The sequence below is a fragment of the Paenibacillus silagei genome, assembly GCF_017874735.1.
Classification (GTDB): domain Bacteria; phylum Bacillota; class Bacilli; order Paenibacillales; family Paenibacillaceae; genus Paenibacillus_AQ; species Paenibacillus_AQ silagei.
In genome coordinates, this window is the sequence record NZ_JAGGLV010000025.1 from 93,586 (window position 1) to 111,357 (window position 17,772).

At 54.5% G+C, this 17,772-nt stretch carries 19 protein-coding genes and 1 pseudogene; 13 read left to right on the plus strand and 7 right to left on the minus strand.

The window, feature by feature from the left end:
• The first annotated feature begins 10 nt into the window (after positions 1-10).
• From J2Z70_RS27065 to J2Z70_RS27080, 4 genes are all read left to right on the plus strand, one after another.
• The gene (locus J2Z70_RS27065; RefSeq protein ID WP_209878296.1) at positions 11-1,168 is read left to right on the plus strand and encodes a response regulator; all 1,158 of its coding nucleotides are present in this window, start codon (positions 11-13) and stop codon (positions 1,166-1,168) included.
• A 206-nt stretch (positions 1,169-1,374) separates the two neighbouring features.
• Entirely contained in the window at positions 1,375-1,629 is a 255-nt protein-coding gene (locus tag J2Z70_RS27070; protein ID WP_036723207.1) for a hypothetical protein, read from the plus strand.
• Positions 1,626-1,802, plus strand: a complete 177-nt coding sequence (locus tag J2Z70_RS27075) for a hypothetical protein (RefSeq protein WP_155991288.1) — start codon at positions 1,626-1,628, stop codon at positions 1,800-1,802. The genes J2Z70_RS27070 and J2Z70_RS27075 overlap by 4 nt, the downstream gene beginning before the upstream one ends.
• Positions 1,789-2,151, plus strand: a complete 363-nt coding sequence (locus J2Z70_RS27080; protein WP_209878298.1) for a hypothetical protein — start codon at positions 1,789-1,791, stop codon at positions 2,149-2,151. Before J2Z70_RS27075 ends, J2Z70_RS27080 begins: the two co-directional genes overlap by 14 nt.
• Before the next feature lie 16 nt (positions 2,152-2,167).
• On the opposite strand, the gene J2Z70_RS27085 is transcribed toward J2Z70_RS27080, so the two are convergent.
• Positions 2,168-3,484, minus strand: coding sequence for an ATP-binding protein (locus J2Z70_RS27085; protein WP_209878299.1), 1,317 nt, complete (start codon positions 3,482-3,484; stop codon positions 2,168-2,170).
• Entirely contained in the window at positions 3,481-4,260 is a 780-nt protein-coding gene (locus J2Z70_RS27090; protein WP_209878301.1) for a LytR/AlgR family response regulator transcription factor, read from the minus strand. The genes J2Z70_RS27085 and J2Z70_RS27090 overlap by 4 nt, the downstream gene beginning before the upstream one ends.
• 111 nt (positions 4,261-4,371) lie before the next feature.
• Here J2Z70_RS27090 and J2Z70_RS27095 point away from each other — a divergent pair, with 111 nt between their 5' ends.
• The 5 genes from J2Z70_RS27095 to J2Z70_RS27115 all read left to right on the plus strand — a co-directional run bounded on the left by J2Z70_RS27095 (position 4,372) and on the right by J2Z70_RS27115 (position 8,277).
• Positions 4,372-5,295: an ABC transporter ATP-binding protein gene (locus J2Z70_RS27095; protein ID WP_209878303.1), complete on the plus strand. Its 924-nt coding sequence runs from the start codon at positions 4,372-4,374 to the stop codon at positions 5,293-5,295.
• A 29-nt stretch (positions 5,296-5,324) separates the two neighbouring features.
• Positions 5,325-6,089 (plus strand): ABC transporter permease, encoded by a 765-nt coding sequence (locus J2Z70_RS27100; RefSeq protein ID WP_209878305.1) that lies wholly within the window; start codon positions 5,325-5,327, stop codon positions 6,087-6,089.
• A gap of 31 nt (positions 6,090-6,120) precedes the next feature.
• A complete protein-coding gene (gene msrA, locus J2Z70_RS27105; RefSeq protein WP_281068273.1) occupies positions 6,121-7,077 on the plus strand; it encodes a peptide-methionine (S)-S-oxide reductase MsrA in 957 nt (318 codons plus the stop codon).
• A gap of 74 nt (positions 7,078-7,151) precedes the next feature.
• Entirely contained in the window at positions 7,152-7,883 is a 732-nt protein-coding gene (locus J2Z70_RS27110; protein WP_209878307.1) for a ZIP family metal transporter, read from the plus strand.
• 94 nt (positions 7,884-7,977) lie between these two features.
• Positions 7,978-8,277 carry a hypothetical protein gene (locus tag J2Z70_RS27115; protein WP_209878309.1) on the plus strand — a complete coding sequence of 100 codons (300 nt, stop codon included), beginning with the start codon at positions 7,978-7,980 and terminating at the stop codon, positions 8,275-8,277.
• 320 nt (positions 8,278-8,597) lie between these two features.
• Here the strand turns inward: J2Z70_RS27115 and J2Z70_RS27120 are convergent, their stop codons facing one another.
• From J2Z70_RS27120 to J2Z70_RS27135, 4 genes are all read right to left on the minus strand, one after another.
• Positions 8,598-9,506 carry an aldo/keto reductase gene (locus J2Z70_RS27120; RefSeq protein ID WP_209878311.1) on the minus strand — a complete coding sequence of 303 codons (909 nt, stop codon included), beginning with the start codon at positions 9,504-9,506 and terminating at the stop codon, positions 8,598-8,600.
• A 217-nt stretch (positions 9,507-9,723) separates the two neighbouring features.
• Positions 9,724-10,713 carry an aldo/keto reductase gene (locus J2Z70_RS27125; RefSeq protein WP_209878313.1) on the minus strand — a complete coding sequence of 330 codons (990 nt, stop codon included), beginning with the start codon at positions 10,711-10,713 and terminating at the stop codon, positions 9,724-9,726.
• 95 nt (positions 10,714-10,808) lie between these two features.
• Entirely contained in the window at positions 10,809-11,651 is an 843-nt protein-coding gene (locus J2Z70_RS27130; protein ID WP_036723222.1) for an AraC family transcriptional regulator, read from the minus strand.
• A gap of 161 nt (positions 11,652-11,812) precedes the next feature.
• Entirely contained in the window at positions 11,813-12,124 is a 312-nt protein-coding gene (locus tag J2Z70_RS27135; protein ID WP_209878315.1) for a (2Fe-2S) ferredoxin domain-containing protein, read from the minus strand.
• 341 nt (positions 12,125-12,465) lie between these two features.
• On the opposite strand from J2Z70_RS27135, the pseudogene J2Z70_RS33485 reads away from it, so the two are divergent.
• Positions 12,466-12,960: pseudogene (locus J2Z70_RS33485) on the plus strand (general stress protein); the annotation flags it as partial.
• 566 nt (positions 12,961-13,526) lie between these two features.
• On the plus strand, positions 13,527-14,126 hold the full coding sequence (locus J2Z70_RS27145; protein ID WP_209878319.1) for a hypothetical protein: 600 nt from the start codon (positions 13,527-13,529) through the stop codon (positions 14,124-14,126).
• 96 nt (positions 14,127-14,222) lie between these two features.
• Here J2Z70_RS27145 and J2Z70_RS27150 read toward each other — a convergent pair whose 3' ends face one another.
• Positions 14,223-15,173 carry a DMT family transporter gene (locus J2Z70_RS27150; RefSeq protein ID WP_209878321.1) on the minus strand — a complete coding sequence of 317 codons (951 nt, stop codon included), beginning with the start codon at positions 15,171-15,173 and terminating at the stop codon, positions 14,223-14,225.
• Between the two features lie 261 nt (positions 15,174-15,434).
• Here J2Z70_RS27150 and J2Z70_RS27155 point away from each other — a divergent pair, with 261 nt between their 5' ends.
• Both J2Z70_RS27155 and J2Z70_RS27160 read left to right on the plus strand, forming a co-directional pair.
• Entirely contained in the window at positions 15,435-16,859 is a 1,425-nt protein-coding gene (locus J2Z70_RS27155; RefSeq protein ID WP_209878323.1) for an aminotransferase-like domain-containing protein, read from the plus strand.
• Positions 16,860-16,924: 65 nt separating this feature from the next.
• A complete protein-coding gene (locus tag J2Z70_RS27160) occupies positions 16,925-17,641 on the plus strand; it encodes a hypothetical protein (RefSeq protein WP_209878325.1) in 717 nt (238 codons plus the stop codon).
• The last annotated feature ends 131 nt before the right edge of the window (positions 17,642-17,772 follow it).

The following is a 17,772-nucleotide window of genomic DNA, read 5'->3' on the forward strand; positions in this document are numbered from 1 at the left end:
GGATATATAAATGAAGGTTATACTGGTCGATGATGAACGGATGATGCATCTGATTCTTAGCACTATGCTGCTTAAGCTGCCTGAAGTCGAGCTTGCGGGTACGTTCACAGATACGAAGCCGGCTGCTGCCTTTCTGGAGGAACACCCGGATGTGGAGCTTGCCTTCGTGGACCTCTCTATGCCGGGAGAGGGCGGCATGGCCTTTGCAGCCAGGCTGGCGGCTGCCGGTTCTCCAGTGCAAATTGTGTTCGTGACCTCTCATAAGGAATTTGCCCTGGAGGCTTACGACTTGTCCGTGCTGGACTATCTGGTCAAGCCGGTCTCCCAGGAGCGGCTTGCGCGTACGGTGAATCGGGTGCTTACCCAGCGGCGGGCTGCTCCGGCACGGCTCTCCCCTCTGCCGGAGGTGCAGGCTCCGGCCGGTTCCGGGCGGGTAAGGCTCACGATGCTCGGGGATGTTGCCGTGAGCAGCGGGGCAGGCCGGGTCAAATGGACCTCCCGTAAATGTGCTGAGCTGTTTGCCTATCTGCTGCTGCTCCGGGGAAAGCGCGCCCCCCGTTCCAGGCTGGTTGCGGATATCTTCGGCGGCATGCATAAGGCCAATGCGGAGAGCTATCTTAACACTACCGTCTATCAACTGCGCAAATCTCTGGAGCCGCTGGGCCTGCGTGAAGCGATCCGCTCGGAGAACGACGGGTACGCGCTTGAGCTTCAGGCGCCGGTTATCGACTATCTGGAATTTGAACAGGAGGCTGCAGCCTTGCACACTATAGAACCCCCGGATATAGAGCGGGCTATGCGTATCGAGCAGCTCTATACAGGGGAGCTGTTCGGCGACAAGGCTTATGTGTGGGTCATCCATGAAACGGAGCGTTATGCGGAATTGTATGCCTCCTTCGTCAAACGGCTGGCCGCAGCGCTCATTGCCAGCCGGGATTCCGCTGCGGCCTCCAAGCTGCTGCTGAAGCTGAACAAGCGGAATCCGCTCGATGAATCGGTGATCCGCCAGCTGATGGCCGTGCACGAGCTGGCCGGAGACAAAAAAGGCCTCAATGCCGTCTACACAGACTACGTGCGGCTGCTAAGCCGCGAGCTTGGCATCAAGCCCTCCGGCGACCTGATCTATCTGTATGATTCCCTGGTCCGGCGGATCTCGGAACTCAAATAATCTCTGTTTCAGCCTTCTCCGGAGGGCCCGGATTACGGGTCCTCCGGTTTTTTTTTGCTGCTCAACCCAATCAGAATGGCAATTGCTAGAGTAGATTAGCTTGAGGGTGATTCTGTTAGAGTGGCGGCAAGGAATTTCGCCAAAAATGTGGACAGGGGTAAAGGCGCGAATCCGTTCCGATTACATTAGGAAATGGGGGGATACAGATGGATTTCAGTGCATTGACTGGCCTTTTCGTAGATAACAACGGTTCAGTCGTGCTGAATGTTCTGTTATCTACTGCCTTGATCTGGAGTGTTAAGCAAATTGCGAATAAAGAGAAAGTAATCCAGAACTATCAGAAACGCGATGAGGAGAATGAGAAGCAGCTTAGCGAATATAACCGTACGCTCGTGAAGCTGCTGATTGAGAGAGGAACCGCAGAGAGAAAACCTAATGATGAGGAGGTCGTCAACAAGTGAAGCTCCTCGATATCTTTCGCAAGCACGAGCTGAAGCCCAGCCGGGTCAAACGGGAAATTGAGACCCTGGGCCAAATTCAGGAGGCGTATGAATCCAATGATCTAGAGAGGCTTATTGATCTGCACCGTACCGGCTTAGGCAGAAGGGGAGATGATCTGCATGGACATTATTGACTTGATCCTGATTACACTGGAACTGATAGCCTTGATCGCTTTTACCGCGTATGTTATCCGTTACAGCAAATATTTCATCGGACGGGGGCCTATGCGCACCTATAATTTGTACCTCCGCAGTGTGTGGGTAACTTATGGGGCAGTAGCGCTTCTGTGTCTCAATCTGCTGTGGGGAAGGCTGAACATTATTCTCGGGCTGAACCTGTCCGGCAGCTTATCCGATATCCTGCGGGAGTATGTGCTTGTGCTGACGCTTGTCATGCTTGTATTCTCGGGCTTGATGCACAAGGAGTTATGGGACAGCAACCATAGGCACAAGCCCCGCCGTGAGCGCAAGAAACTGAAATAGCAGGCCCCATTCCCCATCATTCCCCCTCGGACACCTGCCCTCCGCCACGTTGATCTCTCTCAATATGAAAAAGCACCAGCTCCAGCTGAAATAGCTGGCCGCTGTAAGCAAGCTGAAACAGCCCGCCGGCCCGCTCCATCGTCTGGCGGATATTCCGCAGTCCGATCCCATGGGAGCGCTTATCGCTTTTGGTGGTCAGCAGCTCGCCGCCTGGGCCTTGGAGGACAGAACCGGAGTAGGGATTCTGAATCCGTATAAATAAGCTGGCATTCAGGTAATGCATATGTACCGCGATGTATCGTTCTGTTCCCTGTTCCTTGGGGATCAGGCTGACTGCTTCCAGGGCGTTATCAAGAGCATTGCCCAGAATAACGCTGATGACAGCGGTATCCAGCATCATCCGGGGTGGAAGGCTCAACTCCAGACGGAGATCAATCTCTGTTGCGGATGCCTCCTGCCGTTTGTAATCCAGGATGGAGTCAATAACCGGGTTGCCCGTGTTGCAGTAAGCTTGGGCTTGTCCAGTCGAGCCAAGCAGAGCGTCCAGCTCGGCTGTAGAGGCGGCTTCTTCTCCGCTGAGAATTCTGGAGCGCAGGCCCAGCAGAATATGGTTGAAGTCATGGCGGAACCGGAGGGCTTCCTCCTGAAATTCCCGGTTCCGGTGGTACTGGTTCAAATAATAGCTGTTCTGCTGCTCCAGCAGCAGGCGCTGGCTGCGTTCAGACTGTGCGCTCAGCACACGGTCAATCAGCAGGAATACCAGAAGATTAATAGCGAGCAGCAAGGCGGGAACGACAGGGAATAACTGCGGATATAGCTGGAAGAAGGGACTGCCGGATAACTGCAGTAATACCGCAATGCTAAGACAAGGACAGAGCAAGACAACAGACCCTAACCACCCGGTTGGCTGGCCCCGGCCCTCGTCTTTCACCAGCCTGCGCAGCAGCAGAACGAGCAATAGCTTCAGCAGCTTCGAGAGCAGCAGGCCGAGCCTGTAACCGAAGTTAGTATGTGGCAGTGGAACCGCCGCATCGCTGAGGATAATCACAGCAGAGATAAACACCGCAGCGTATAACCGCCAAGCAAGGCTGCCCTTGTAGAGCAGGGACAGACCCAGGATCAGTCCGATATTGCCAGCCATCAGCGGGAGAGCGGACAGGGAGCTGTGATGGAGCAGAGCATGAACACCTATGTACAGAATGTAAAATGCGGTCAGCCGCAGCCGTGATTCCACACGACAGGGGAAGAAGCGGCTGAAGAAGAGATGCAGTATGACTGACAGGAGCGGTAGTACAGCGAGATAAATGATTTCATCGAGGAGTACGGAATTCATACCAGCTCCCCCCTGAAATGAAGATAGGCCCTGCGCACAGCGGGGCTATATTTGCTGCTGACCGGCAGTTCACAGCCGGTGGTAAGAATGATTTTTTTGGCGCTAATGGCCTGGATTGAATAGAAGTTCACAATATAGGACTGGTGAATCCGTACGAAATGGCTGGCCGTCAGCTTCTGCTCCTCCTCTACCAGCTTCCCGTAGTATTGTAGTGTCCTATCCTGAGTAACCAGTGTAATCTGCCTGATGCTGCTCTCCAGATAATGAATCTCCAGGTGGGGAATCCTTAATTCCTGGTTCTTCAGCTGTACCGCAAGGAAGTTCGTCCGGCCCTGCTGCCGGAGGCGGGTGGCCTTATGTATAGCTCCGGCCAGCTTCTGCTTGAAGCTCTCCGGCACCACAGGTTTCTTAATGAACCCTGACGGACGCAGGTCAAACAGCTGCATATGGTATTCTTCATGGCTGGAAATATAGATAAGCTGCACCGGATCATTGCCGTCATCCTCCCTCAGGAGCTGTCCCGCCGCAATGCCGTCCAGACCGCCCAGCTCAATGTCCATTAAGATAATATCGAACTGGCTTCCGTCCCGGAGGGCCCGGGCGAAGCTTTCACCAGAATAATATAGGGAAATCTCAATAGGTTCGTCCAAGTCTTCTCCGGTTTCCAGAATCAGGCGCTCGGCCTCTCCGGCTGCGCAGGGCTCATCGTCACACACAGCAATATGAATCATCGGCTTCTCCACCTTTGCATTAATCCCTACATTATACATTTTCATCCTCAAAAACGACATGATCTCGCGTGAATATGACACCTGCGTTAGCGGAGCGGACACCGGATGGTATCGTTATGCCATCAACAGATTTGAGAGGAAAAAGGAGTGTTTGCTTTGACGGCAACAGTATTTGAGGCTGAGGGCTTATCCAAGGAGTACCCTTCAGGGGTTGCGCTGGATCAGCTCTGCATGAGCATTGAGGCTGGGGATGTGTATGGATTCGTAGGGGAGAACGGGGCGGGTAAAACAACGCTGATGAGAATCATCGGCGGTCTGGTGCATCCGACAGCCGGAAGGATGGCCTTGTTCGGAGAACAGAGCAAGGAGAGGCTGGCCAGCGCCAGACGCCGTATCGGCTTCCTGATCGAACGGCCTTCGCTCTATCCGCATATGAATGCGATGGAGAATCTGGGCTTTTACTGCCGGATCTTCGGAATTAGGGATAGGGGCAGGGGCGCTGAAGTGCTGAAGCTTGTAGGTCTGGATGAGGCGGGTCCGAAGAAGACGGGCGAATATTCGCTTGGCATGCGCCAGCGGCTGGGGATTGCCGTCGCCCTGCTGAACCGGCCGGAGTTCCTGGTGCTGGATGAGCCGGTGAATGGACTGGACCCTGCGGGAATTGTGGAGGTTAGACATATCCTGGAGCATCTGTCCCATGAACAAGGCGTGACCCTTCTAATCTCCAGCCATATTCTGAGTGAGCTGCAGCTGCTGGCCGGCAAATACGGCTTCATTCATCAAGGCCGGTTGATTCAGGAGATTTCGGCTGCTGAATTGCAGCAGACTGCACAGGTGATGATCTGTATTAGCACATCTTCTCCGGCAGCAGCCGTAGCTGAGATGCTGAGGCAGGAGCTTAGGCGCGGGGATATCCGGATCAAGCAGACCGGAGAGATCGAGCTTCCCCGAAGCGGGGTGGATCTGGAGCGCCTGATGTCTCTACTCGTGCAGCGGGAGATCCCGGTTGACGGCTTTCAGCTGACTGCGCCTAATCTGGAGCAGTATTATATGGATTTGATCGGGGGCGGCGGAAGATGAGGAACCTTTGGCAGGCTGAAATCTATTATTTGCGTAAAGATTTGGCCTTTAAAAGCGTCACCGCAGTCTTCGCCTTAGCCAGCCTCGCACTTGTTCTAATTCTGGGCAGCAAAGGTGGTTATTCTTTAAGCAGTTATGCAGAGCCGCTCCAGACGGCTGCTTCGTTCTCCATTCTGTTCTATCTGGTTATTCCGCTGCATGCCTGCTTCTTCGCAACGGAGGGCTTCGAGCATGGCTCGGTGCAGAATATTATTGCTGCCGGGCATAGCAAGGCGAAATACTTCACCGGTAAATATGTGCTGGAGCTGCTTGCCGTTCTGGGATGGCTGCTGGAGTTCTACGGTTTATTCTATCTGTTCTCTCTTGCGGCAGCGCTGATCACAGGAGCGCCGGTAGGACATGCCGGATATACAGAGGATCTGGCGGCTGGTCTGACAGCCTTGGGACTGAACCTGCTCTATCTGGCAGCTTATTGTGCAGCAATCATGATGCTGGGGATGCTGATCCGCAAACCGGCTTCGGCGGTGGTGGCCGCATTCTTCTTCATCTTCGGTAACCTGCTGCTCAGCGGGTATCTCAAGGACGCCTCCTCTGCTGTTCTTCGCGCAATTTCTGAGCATTCCCTGATGACGCAGATTTTCAAATTCTCGGGGATATACGTGGAGAACTCACAGCTGATTCTGCTCTCGGGGACGGGGGATTATATCCGCGCGTTGTGGATTCCTGCAGCTTGGATCTTGCTGTCTCTAAGCATCACCCTGACCGTTTTGGAGAAGCGGGATATTCAGATATAATAGGGGAAAAGCATGCAGGGAGGCGGTCTGTTTGACTTCGAATGATACGCTGCAGCTGGCGACCTTCGCCGGCGGCTGCTTCTGGTGTATGGTCAAGCCGTTCGACGAGCTGCCGGGCATCGTCTCGGTGGTGTCGGGTTATACAGGAGGGCATACGGAGAATCCGACCTATGAAGAGGTAGGATCGGAAACTACCGGACACCGGGAGGCGGTGCAGATTGTCTATGATCCGGAGCTGTTCCCGTATGAACGGCTGCTGGACATCTATTGGCAGCTGATCGATCCGACGGATGACGGCGGGCAGTTCATGGACCGGGGGCATTCTTACACTCCGGCAATCTTCATTCATAATGAAGAGCAGCGGAAGCAGGCGGAGCTGTCGAAGGAGAGGCTGAAGGCCAGCAAGCGCTTCAAGGCGCCAATTGTGACGCCCATCCTGCCGGCTGCGCCGTTCTATCCGGCGGAAGCGGAGCATCAGCACTATTACCGGACCCATCCGCTGGATTATAAGCTATATCAGAAGGGCTCGGGCCGTGACGACTTCACAGCGCTGCACTGGAACAGCCGTGAGGATAAGAAGCGGCTGCGGGGGAAGCTTACAGAGCTGCAATATGAGGTCACCCAGAACAAAGGCGCGGAGCCTGCCTACCAGAATGCGTATTGGGACCACTTCGAGGAGGGCCTCTACACGGATGTGATCAGCGGTGATCCGCTGTTCAGCTCGGCAGCCAAATTCGATTCCGGCACAGGCTGGCCCAGCTTCACGGGTCCGGTGGAAGAGGGGATAATCCGGCGGGAAGCCGATTATAGCGGCGGACAGGTGCGGACCGTGCTGCGCAGCAGGTTAAGCGGAGCTTATCTGGGGTATCTAACCTTTGACGGACCGGAGCCGGCGAAGCAGCATTATCATATCTATTCTGCCGCCCTTCTGTTCGTCCCGAAGGCAGAGCTTGAAGACCGGGGGCTGGGACGGTATGTGAGACTCTGAAGCTTAGGTCATATTTATAGCTGCCTTGAGCATATGCTTGATCTATAGTCCTGTCCACAAAAGGGGTTGAAGATTTGGCGGGTGCACTTTTAGGCAGCTTTTTGTCTGCAATGGCAACGGTGCTGGGCGTTATTCCTATTCTGTTCGTAAGGCGGCTGTCCGAGCTGTGGAAGGATGTGCTGGTGGCCTTCACCGCCGGGATCATGGTCTCTGCAAGCACCTTCGGGCTGATGCCGCAAGCCATTAAGGAAGCGGGTATTACCGCGCTGACTCTAGGGCTGATTACCGGCGTATTGCTGCTCGATCTGATCGAGAGTCATATTCCGCATATCGATGTGGAGAATAAGCCCGGCCTCAGCAATCTGGATTCCAAAGCGCTGCTCGTCATGATTGCGCTGTTCATTCATAACATCCCTGAAGGGCTCAGCACAGGCTTCAGCTATGCCAGCGAGCAGACAAGCCTTGGCCCGATGGTGGCGATTGCGATCGGCGCGCAGAATATGCCGGAAGGGCTGATTCTGGCGATCTTCCTCATGAATGCCCGCGCCAGCCGGCGCAAAGCCCTAATCATAGCCGCACTGACCGGACTGATGGAGATGGTGTCGGCTGTGATCGGGTATTTTACAGCCAGCTATGTACAGAATGTGGTTGGATACGGGCTGGCATTTGCTGCCGGGGCAATGCTCTTCATCGTGTATAAGGAGCTGATCCCGGAGAGTCACGGCCACGGCTTTGAACGGCCCTCGACGTATTCGTTTATCTTCGGGCTGCTGGCGATGGTCTATATTACGCAGTTTTTTGGCTAGGCTGCTTCAGCGGCAGTGTCATTTGCATCTGCCTGCCGCAGCCGCTATACTATAACGCAATCCCCGGTTCCTATGGAGAAGGAGTGATGACAGGATGGTTAGACTGGAATGGGAAGCTGTATTATCCTTCGTATTATTGATTGCTTCATACCTGTGCTTATACGCGGCTATTCAGAAGCGGACGAATTTCGCCCGCTACAGCATGACGGTTCTCCTGATAGCCAGCGGAGCGCCGCTCGCCGTGATGCTGATTCTGGAGAGCAGAAGGGAAGCGCTGGATGCCAATATCGGGCTGGGCATGGCGTTCATGCTGACCTGGCTCATTACCGCAGTTGTATTTGTGGCTGCATTAATTACGTGGATAGTTAAGGCAAGGAATCGCGCTCATAGGTAGACAATAAGAAGCTATATAAATTGAACTAATGTTTTTATGTTTTGGAATTAACCGTGACTCCAGAGAAGTTTTGGACTTCCGGCCGCTGTTGTCTACAGATTTCATGATTTTTTACCGTTTTTAACGGTTGAAATCCGTAGACAAAGGCGGTCGCTACCGCTCCTCCAGTTCCAAAATTCCCCTCCGCCACTTTTCCTTTAACTTGAATTTTTAGTTCAATCTATATAAGAAAAAAATAAGAAGCTGTCCAGAGACTGTAATGCCTACAGTTTCCGGACAGCTTCTTCTGTTAGCCGTAAGGCGGCTCTCGTAAGGCGGATCTATACGTGCAGGGTATACCGTCCTGCCTTGCTGAAATCCCGTACAGCTTCAAGCTCCAGTACAGAGAGTGGCTGCGAGCGGGCAGCCGCAATATTCTGCCGCAGCTGTTCCAGGCTGCTGGCCCCCGGGATCACGGCGGCAACCGCCGGATCGGCCAGCGGATATTGCAGCGCGGTCTGCGTCAGCGTCCGGGTAAGGGTAGTCTGGCTCATCAGTTGATCATGCAGCTCCGTAAGCTCTGCCTCCGTGTAGTCGAGATACGCCCGCTGTGCCTTGCTGCGGCCATGATCGGTCAGAATGCCGCTAGCCAGCGGCCCCCGTGCAATCAGGCTGATGCCCGCGCGGTCCAGCAGCGGAAGAATGCTCTCCTCCGGGCGTCTGTCGAGAATGCTATACTGGCTCATCACGCTGACGATGCCCGAGCGCTGCACATATTCCCGGATCACATTTGGCCGGATGGAGGAGATGCCGTAATGCCGGATAACCCCTTCCCGCTTCAGCTCCTCGAAGGCTTCAATCGTCTCATCGATATCATCCTCCAGCGTTCCTCCGTGCAGCTGATACAGGTCAATATAATCGGTCTGCAGCCTGCGCAGGCTCTCCTTCACAGCGGAGCGGATATAGGCCTTGGAGGCATCCCAGCTCCAGCCTTCCTTGCCGGGAATTCTGCGGTTGCCCACCTTGGTCGCCAGGATCACATCGGCGCGGCGGTGCCGGATGGCCTGACCGACAATCTCCTCATTGCGGCCCTCATCGTAGAGGTCGGCGGTATCCAGGAAGTTAATTCCGCGGTCGAGTGCTTCAAGGATAATGGCGGTGGCCTGCGCATCCTCGGTCCCCAGCGACATACAGCCAAGCCCCATGGCACTTACATGTAAATCGGATTGCCCCAATCGGTTAGTCTTCATCGGATGTCCTTTCGTTACGCAGTGATGGTTATGAATGAGTTCATTATAGCATTCAGGCACACCGTAAGCACTCGGGAGGGACTGCTTCAAGGTTCAATGGGTTAGGGAGATCTGCACAAAAAAAGAATCCTGCACCACCGCGAGCGGTGGGCAGGATTGCCGTCATAATCTATGATCTGTGATCTGTAGGTTCGGCAGGTGCAGTATCCGCCCCGGCTTATCCGCGCAGAATCGTCTCAATCTGCTCCAGCTCTTCCGCGCTTAGCTCAGGCGCATTCAGTGAAGCTACGGCATCCTCGATCTGGCTGATCTTGCTTGCGCCGATCAGGGCAGAGGTGACCTTGCCGCCGCGCAGTACCCAGGATAAGGCGAGCTGGGACATCTTCTGTCCGCGTGCAGCCGCAATCTCGTTCAGCTTACCAACCTTGGCCAGCACCTCAGGCGTGAGCTCCTTCTCGGAGAGGAAGACACTCGGTCCGGCTGCGCGGGAATCGGCTGCGATGCCGTTCAGGTAGCGGTCCGTCAGAATCCCTTTTTGCAGCGGGGAGAAGGCGATGGTGCCGATGCCCTCTTCCTCCAGCACATCCTGCAGGCCGTCCTCGATCCAGCGCGACATCATCGAATAGTTCGGCTGATGGATCAGGCAAGGCGTGCCCAGGCGGCGGAGAATCTGCGCGGCTTCACGCGCTTCCTCCGGTCTATAGTTCGAGAGGCCCACATACAGCGCCTTGCCCTGGCGTACCAGCAGGTCGAGGGCGGACATGGTTTCTTCCAGCGGCGTATTCGGGTCTGGACGATGGTGGTAGTAGATGTCTACATAATCCAGCCCCATCCGCTTCAGGCTCTGATCCAGACTGGAGACGAGATACTTCTTGGAGCCCCATTCACCGTAAGGGCCGGGCCACATATAGTATCCTGCTTTGCTGGAGATGATCAGCTCATCGCGGTAAGGGGCAAGGTCCTTCTTCAGCATCTGCCCGAAGCTCTCTTCAGCAGAGCCGGCGGGCGGACCGTAGTTATTAGCGAGGTCGAAGTGGGTGATTCCTAAGTCAAACGCCCGGCGGACCATAGCGCGGCCGTTCTCGAAGACATCATTGCCGCCGAAATTATGCCACAGCCCGAGAGAGATGGCCGGGAGCAGCAGGCCGCTGCGTCCGGTGCGGTTAAATTTCATCGTGTCATAACGTTCAGGATTGGCGGTATACATATTGGATTCCTCCTAAATTTAAGTTGTGCGGGACTTCATACCTCCCTAATTGTAGCGGATAAACGCTTTCAATCGTATGTCAGCAAGGATGATTTTTATAGCACAATGTCCGTATCTGCATGGCGGAGCCGGTATTCTTTGGGCGAGCAGCCCTTCACCTTCTTGAACATCCGGGAAAAGAGCAAAGCATCCTGATACCCCACGGATTGCGAGATCTCCCCGATGGTGCAGCCTGTCTCTGTCAGCAGCTCGCAGGCTTTGGACATACGGAATTGGAGTAGATATTGCTGCGGCGGCAAGCCGACCGTCCGCTTGAATAGCGCCGACATATATTTGCGGTCCAGCTTCAGGGAAGCGGACAGACTCTCCATCGTCACATTCTCGGCGTAGTGGGCTTGGAGGTAATGCAGGCACTGCTCGACATAGACACTTCTGCTGCGCGGAGCTGGGCTGTCGGCAGCCGGGACCGTGCGCAGCAGCAGGGCGAAGAACTCATAGAGCATCACCTTCAGCGGCAGGTCCAGCAGCTCCCCGCTGCTTCCCGTCTCAGATAACCTTGCAGACAGCGAGGGCATCAGCACCTGATCCATCGGGAACACCGGTTGCTCCGGGGTAAGGGAAGTCCGTCCCAGCAGATAACTTGCCTCCTCCCCCGTAAAAGCAATCCAGGAATACAGCCAAGGATCATCCTGATCTGCGGCATAATGCGTGACCACATGCGGATAAGTGAGGAAGGCCTGCCCTGCGTTCAATGTATGGGTGGCTTCACCGACGGTTACCTTGCCGGTTCCGGCGTGAATGAAGTGGACTTTGTACAGGTTGCGTACTCCGGGTCCGAATGAATGACCGGGTGCGCACTGCTCCTGGCCCCAGTAATGCAGGTATAAGTCAGGATTGGCCCGGTGAGGGCGATGGGCGTTATATTTGAATACAGTCATGCTTGCAGCCTCATTTCCTAAAAGGATGATGACACTCCTAATGAACATATACCTCTAGTATACCTCAGAAGGAGGAGGACAGGACAACCGCAAATAGTCCCAGCCCGGGGAGGGGAGGGACTAGGAGTATGAGGCTGAAGGCAGGCTGGGGCTGCTGGGAATCAGGCTTCCATTTTGAGCATAACCAGCTCTTCTACCGGCTGTCCGTTCACCAGATGCTCCTCCACGATACGGGCCACATTCTCCGTCGTTACATTGTAATACCAGACCCCGTCCGGATACACGATGACAAAAGGGCCGTTGCCGCATAGGCCGAGACAGCTGGTTTTGTTGATTTTGACCGTCTTGTTGATCCCTTGCTCCACTAGTTGCTCTTTGAATTCCTGCATGACATCCAGGACATCCTGGTTATTGCAGTGCTCACTGCAGCAGAAGAGCAGATGTTTCTTGAGTAACTTCAGACGCATATTCATCGCGGTTTCCCCCTGGATTCTATAAGAGTAGCTTACCTGTTATACGAGGAGTATAGTCTCTTTTGGCCGCGCTGTAAGGAGATTGGAGCATTGTTCCCAAAGGCTTAATAACTGTCATCAATTGGAGAATTCAGTGTGATCTAAGCTGACTTCAAATCACTGAATTTGTGGAAAATGTGTCCGGCGGGCAATTTCCTGTTTCATAAATTTTTTTGCGGAACCCGGCTCAAGATCGAAAGTTACCAGTTTCGCGGAGAAGGGTTTGGTTAAGTAAGGGATGTGAAAGTAAAGCGAGAGTCAAACCATTAACAATCTAAATCAGCTACCAGGAGGGAATCGTTATGAATAAGAAAATTGTAGGTGTGTTCCATACAGAGCATGAAGCTTCACGGGCTATTGAAGACTTGAAGGCGCACGGCTTTCTGACAGAGGATATCTCAGTGATAGCGAGAAATAAACGCGATGTGGAAGCGATCAATGATGAGACCGGGACGAAGGTGCCGGAGGGTATGGCATCCGGGGCGGCGACCGGTGGTATCCTTGGTGGTGTGACCGGACTGCTGGCAGGCATCGGCGCTCTGGCGATTCCGGGAATCGGGCCGATTATCGCAGCGGGGCCGATTGCAGCCACCTTAACAGGCGTTGCGGTAGGGGCTGGAACGGGTGGTCTGGTCGGCGGGCTGATCGGATTAGGCATTCCGGAGGATGAAGCTGCGAGCTATGACAACTATGTGGACGAAGGCCGCATTTTGGTCATGGTGGATGCAGATATCTCCCGCGAAAAGGACGTATACACTGTATTCCGCAACTATAATTCGGCGAATGCTGACCGCTATATGAGGGATGCCGGCACTGCCGGTACGGCTACGGATGCGGATGTGAATGCTCCACGGGACTCCGTAACAGACGCGGTGGATGCCGCGTTCAATGGCTCAGGTCTCGAAGGCAGACATGATACGGGGCTGGACACGATGAATTCAGCCACGGAGCATGATCTCCCGGAGCGAAGCGCAGTGGAGGATATGAAACGGCCGGGAATGACAGGAGATCTGTATTCCGGCACGCGTAACGGCATCGATAAGATCCCGGATCATACCGCGGAACGCAGGCTCGCCGATCGGGAGGAACAGCAGGCCCCGGAAGCCGCCAGACAGGAAGAAGCCCGGCCCGGCAGCTTTGTTGATGAAAAGGCGAAGGATAACAGCGAGCTGCTCCGAAATCACGGGCGCATTCGCTAAGCGGCGCAAGAGCATGGTATGACGCAATGTGCATGGGATCATAAAAGACAAGGGGTTCCTGAAGTCCTGCCGGACTTTTAGGGAGGCCCTTGTTTTGTGATGTGGATCGTAACTTCAATATTTGTTATTTTATAGAAGGGGAAAGGCGGAGGAGGTAGGTTCATTTGAGACGATCATACTTTTTGCTCATCTGTGGAATAGTGGTTCTTTCCTTATTAACGGCGGGCTGCAGCAAGGATACACCCCAATATAACGAGCTGTTCACACAGGTAGAGAAGCACCGGGCCGTATTCAAGCAACCGCTTGAAGAAGGGCTTACTACTCTGGGAATGAAGGATGCTGCTCAAGCGTACGATACAACCTTGGGTACACTGATGCTGGACGAAAAACTGACCGTCAATCAAAAAGAATTCATCCAGCAGATGACAGCAGATGTCACAAACGGTAAGATTACCGGTTACCGGATCGGGACGGTTTTTCCCAGATCGGACAGCGGGTATGAGGATGCGAGAGAGCTGGTACGTGCATTCCTGGAGCATTATAAGCCTGCGGATAATGCAGAGGAGGATAAAGTGGAGCAATCCATACAGTCAATTGACGGGATGACCTTTCCGTTGAAGCCGCTGACAGGGGCAGTAGAAGAGTCCTGGACGCACGGCGAGGGTGAGAATAAGCTATTCATCACCTACAGAATGGTCAATAGCTCCGAGAGCGATAAGGAATTGCCGCTGAATTTGTATTTCAGTTCAGAAGAGCAGCCGTAGACGCCCATTGGCGTGAAGCCCGTGAAAATAACAGAACAGCCTGCATCCCTTTAAGTCAGGGTGCAGGCTGTTTGTGTTCGGGGAGAAGCGCAGCAGTTACTCCTGAACCAGGGGTTCAACGCTTGCTTTTGGCAGAACGGGTATTATCGGTTTAGGCTTGAAGAAGAGCTGCTTCAGTGCGCCGGCATTCACAAGGATGGTTCCTAATATAATCGTGAACACGCCAAGCAGTGTTATCCAGGTCACCGCTTCGTTATAGAACAGGAAGCCTACCCCGACGGCAATCGGCGGAGAGATATACAGCCAGGTGGATGGAAAAACCGGATTCGTCTTGGAGACAAGCCAGTAGAACAGTGTATGTCCAACCATCGAGCCGACAACGGTCAGGTAGAGCAGGGAGCCTGCGGTCTTGAACGACAACAGGAAGGACGGGTGCAGCGGCTCAGTGAACAGGGAGATGATGAACAGCAGCGCCCCGCCGTACATCATCTGGGCAGCGTTCAGAGCCACGGGGGACTCGGCGGAGAAGGTGGTGATTACTTTTTTGGAATAGATCGCCCCCGCCGCGTAGCAGAGTTCCCCCATCAGCACCACCACACAGCCGATCAGCCAGAGCGGAGTGACGTCAGCCGCCAGGCTGGGCAGCACCAGCAGCAGGACTCCGGTGAACCCGATGATACAGCCGATGAGCGAATAGGCAGGCGCTTTTTGCCGCAGAACAGCCGTCTGCATCAGCAGAATCATCATCGGTCCGGTGGCTGACAATACGGCAGCAAGCCCGGAGGATACATATTGTTCCGCCCAGTAGAGCGCGGCGAAGGTGCCGAAGGTTAGGGCTGCTCCTGTGAGCAGCATTTCCTTGCGCAGCAGCAGGGAGAAGCGGGCTTTGCCCCGCAGGACCATGAACAGGAACAGCACCGCACCCGCCACGAAAAAACGCAGACCCGCAGAGAAGAAGGGCGGCGCTCCTGCGTCTACGCCGATTTTGATGGCCAGGAAGGTAGTGCCGAAGATCAGACAGACAAGTGAATAAGCTAACAGAATCATGGTTCAGTTCCCCTTTGCGGTGGTAATGTGCCACCCTCTTACAAGATTTCAGTTAATCATAGCCTCATAGGCACAGAACAGATTGGAGATAGTAGAACAGTTGCGGGAGGGAATACTGTACAATAGGGCAAAGAGAAGTTAGCGGCTGGGTGTGCGCGGATGTGTAGAAGTCAGCAAGCGTCATAGGGAGCTGTGTCGAGTGAAGATTGAGCGATGGAGCGGGGGCGACCCCGGTATATGTTGCAGAAAGGCGGCAGGTTGATGAAAAAAATAGCGGGTGCCGAGCAGAATAATCCCTTATTCCGCCAAGTCTATGAGTTCATGCTGAACCGGATGGAGCGCGGGGAGTGGAAGACCGGTGATAAGCTGCCGTCAATCCGGCTGCTGGCGGAGGAGCTGGGGGTTCACCGGCTGACAGTGTTCAAGGCCTATCGTGCGCTGACCGAGAGCGGCAAGCTGTATGTTAAAGACAAATCCGGTTATTATGTGGCCCCGGGCAGCAGGCTGGACCCTACGGTGGACGAAGGGGCGGCAGTACCGGGGTATATGGTCAGGAGCCCGATGTCGGATATTCAGCGGATGCCGGTCACGTATCAGTTCTCTCAGGCCTTGATTGATCCGGGGCTGCTGCCGAACCTGTTCCTGTCCGATTATGTCAAAAAAGTATTCGATCTCTACCCGAAGGTCATGGGCACCTACTCCTCCGTGGAAGGGGATGAAGAGCTGCGTGTTACGCTGAGCAGCCATTTCGAGGAGCGGTATAAGCTCCAGCTGTCGGCCCGCGAGCTGCTGATTACTTCAGGTGCACAACAGGCCATCAATCTGATTGCCGGGATCATGCTCGGTCCGATGGATGCGGTGCTGGTGGAGCGGCCTACGTATAGTGTGGCGCTGGATATTTTTCGGCGGGCAGGGGCGCGGCTGGTAGCTGTGGATATCTCGCCGCAGGGCTATGATCTGGCGGCGGTGGAGGAGCTGATGCGTAAGAATAAGCCGCGGATGTTCTATATCAACCCGACCCATCATAACCCGACGGGGTATACGATTCCGGCGAAGCAGCGCAAGCTGCTGGTGGAGCTTGCAGAGCGCTACCGCTGTCTGCTCGTGGAGGATGATCCGTTCCGTGACATGTACTTCCTAGAGGAGCCGCCCCCGCCGTTCTTCGCTTATGATACAGAGGGCTGGGTCATGTATATCAGCAGCTTCAGCAAATATGTGGCCCCCGGCCTACGGATCTGTGCGGTGGCCTGCCGTTATCCGTTCATGGAGCGGCTGATCGCCGCCAAGTCCTTGGCGGATAACGGGACGCCCCTGCTGAACCAGAAGATTTTCCTGCATTATTACACCTCCCCGCGCTTACAGCAGCATCTCGGCAAGCTGCGGATTGCCCTTCAGGTGCACAAGGAGATTATGGAGGAGGAGCTTGCGGCCACCGGCTGGGAATGGACCACCCCGCAGGGCGGGCTTAATCTGTGGGTCAGGCTGCCGGACAGTATTCCGGTAGCTAAGCTGCTGGCCCGTTGCCTGGAGCAGTCCATCTCCTTCGTTCCCGGTGAGCTCTGTGATCCGCTGGGGGAGATGAAATCCTGGCTGCGCCTCAGCTACTCGTTCGCCAGTGAAGCCTTGCTGCGCGAGGGAATGCGGCGGCTCACTGCCATTGCGCGGGAGATTGAGGCGGGGGAATAGATGGTGGGCGTGTGTAACCTTTCCCTGGAAATTTCCGTCTGAGGGTTATGAGGAGCGTGATATTGATGGTAACGAGAAGGAAAATACGGAGCGCCTGTCTGATGACTCTCTGTACGCTGATTGTCTTCATGACACTGCTGACTGTACGCCCGCAGGTAACCTATGCCTGTTCTTGCGTAGTGTCTCCTTCACCGCTGGAAGCAATGGAGAAGAGTGCAGCTGTTTTTGAGGGAGCAGTAGTCTCGATAAAAGAGGAAGTTAAGCCGATGCAGTCCAGTATGGACCCGGTGTCAGTAACCTTTCAAGTAGGTTCCCGCTGGAAGGGTGAAGTGGGGGAGAAGGTTACTGTCACTACGGCATTGTCGGGGGCGAGCTGCGGGTTCGAGTTCACCAAGGGGGAACGCTACATCGTATATGCAGGCGGAGAGGAAGGAGAAGGTAAGGGAGGGACAACTAAACTTACAGTCAGCTTGTGCAGCCGGACCGCATTATTCTCTGGTGCCCAGGAGGATCTGAATGAGCTTGGCGCAGGGATGTCAGGGGGATCGCCCACGGAGCCACCCGGGATCGCTGATGATCCAGGGGCAGTCTCTGGTAACAACCCAACCTCAGCAAACCCTCCAGTTTCTGAAAATAACCCAATAACTGAAAATAATCCAACGGCCGTGCCTGAAACAAACTCTGCATCTTGGCTGATTTACGCTGGAGCAGGTATCGGTATAGTAGTCCTTGGAGCCGCCGCAGTGATTCTCCTGCGCCGCCAATCTAACTCGCGCAAATAATCTGGAGTGGATTTATAAGACGGAACTACCTACACTATTGTATTCGGTTTAATACGAAAATAAAAGTACCGGAAAACGCGCCGCAGACTGGGTTTTGACAAAAAAAGACCCACCGCCCCCAAAAAACGTTT

Excerpts from the sequence above, each read along its gene's own strand:
- J2Z70_RS27150 (WP_209878321.1), bottom strand. The coding sequence starts at position 15,173 with ATGATTCTGTTAGCTTATTCACTTGTCTGTCTGATCTTCGGCACTACC.
- J2Z70_RS27125 (WP_209878313.1), bottom strand. The coding sequence starts at position 10,713 with ATGTATACCGCCAATCCTGAACGTTATGACACGATGAAATTTAACCGC.
- J2Z70_RS27080 (WP_209878298.1), top strand. The coding sequence starts at position 1,789 with ATGGACATTATTGACTTGATCCTGATTACACTGGAACTGATAGCCTTG.
- J2Z70_RS27070 (WP_036723207.1), top strand. The coding sequence starts at position 1,375 with ATGGATTTCAGTGCATTGACTGGCCTTTTCGTAGATAACAACGGTTCA.
- J2Z70_RS27115 (WP_209878309.1), top strand. The coding sequence starts at position 7,978 with ATGGTTAGACTGGAATGGGAAGCTGTATTATCCTTCGTATTATTGATT.
- J2Z70_RS27155 (WP_209878323.1), top strand. The coding sequence starts at position 15,435 with ATGAAAAAAATAGCGGGTGCCGAGCAGAATAATCCCTTATTCCGCCAA.
- J2Z70_RS27130 (WP_036723222.1), bottom strand. The coding sequence starts at position 11,651 with ATGACTGTATTCAAATATAACGCCCATCGCCCTCACCGGGCCAATCCT.
- J2Z70_RS27120 (WP_209878311.1), bottom strand. The coding sequence starts at position 9,506 with ATGAAGACTAACCGATTGGGGCAATCCGATTTACATGTAAGTGCCATG.
- J2Z70_RS27065 (WP_209878296.1), top strand. The coding sequence starts at position 11 with ATGAAGGTTATACTGGTCGATGATGAACGGATGATGCATCTGATTCTT.
- J2Z70_RS27090 (WP_209878301.1), bottom strand. The coding sequence starts at position 4,260 with ATGAAAATGTATAATGTAGGGATTAATGCAAAGGTGGAGAAGCCGATG.
- J2Z70_RS27160 (WP_209878325.1), top strand. The coding sequence starts at position 16,925 with ATGGTAACGAGAAGGAAAATACGGAGCGCCTGTCTGATGACTCTCTGT.
- J2Z70_RS27085 (WP_209878299.1), bottom strand. The coding sequence starts at position 3,484 with ATGAATTCCGTACTCCTCGATGAAATCATTTATCTCGCTGTACTACCG.
- J2Z70_RS27135 (WP_209878315.1), bottom strand. The coding sequence starts at position 12,124 with ATGAATATGCGTCTGAAGTTACTCAAGAAACATCTGCTCTTCTGCTGC.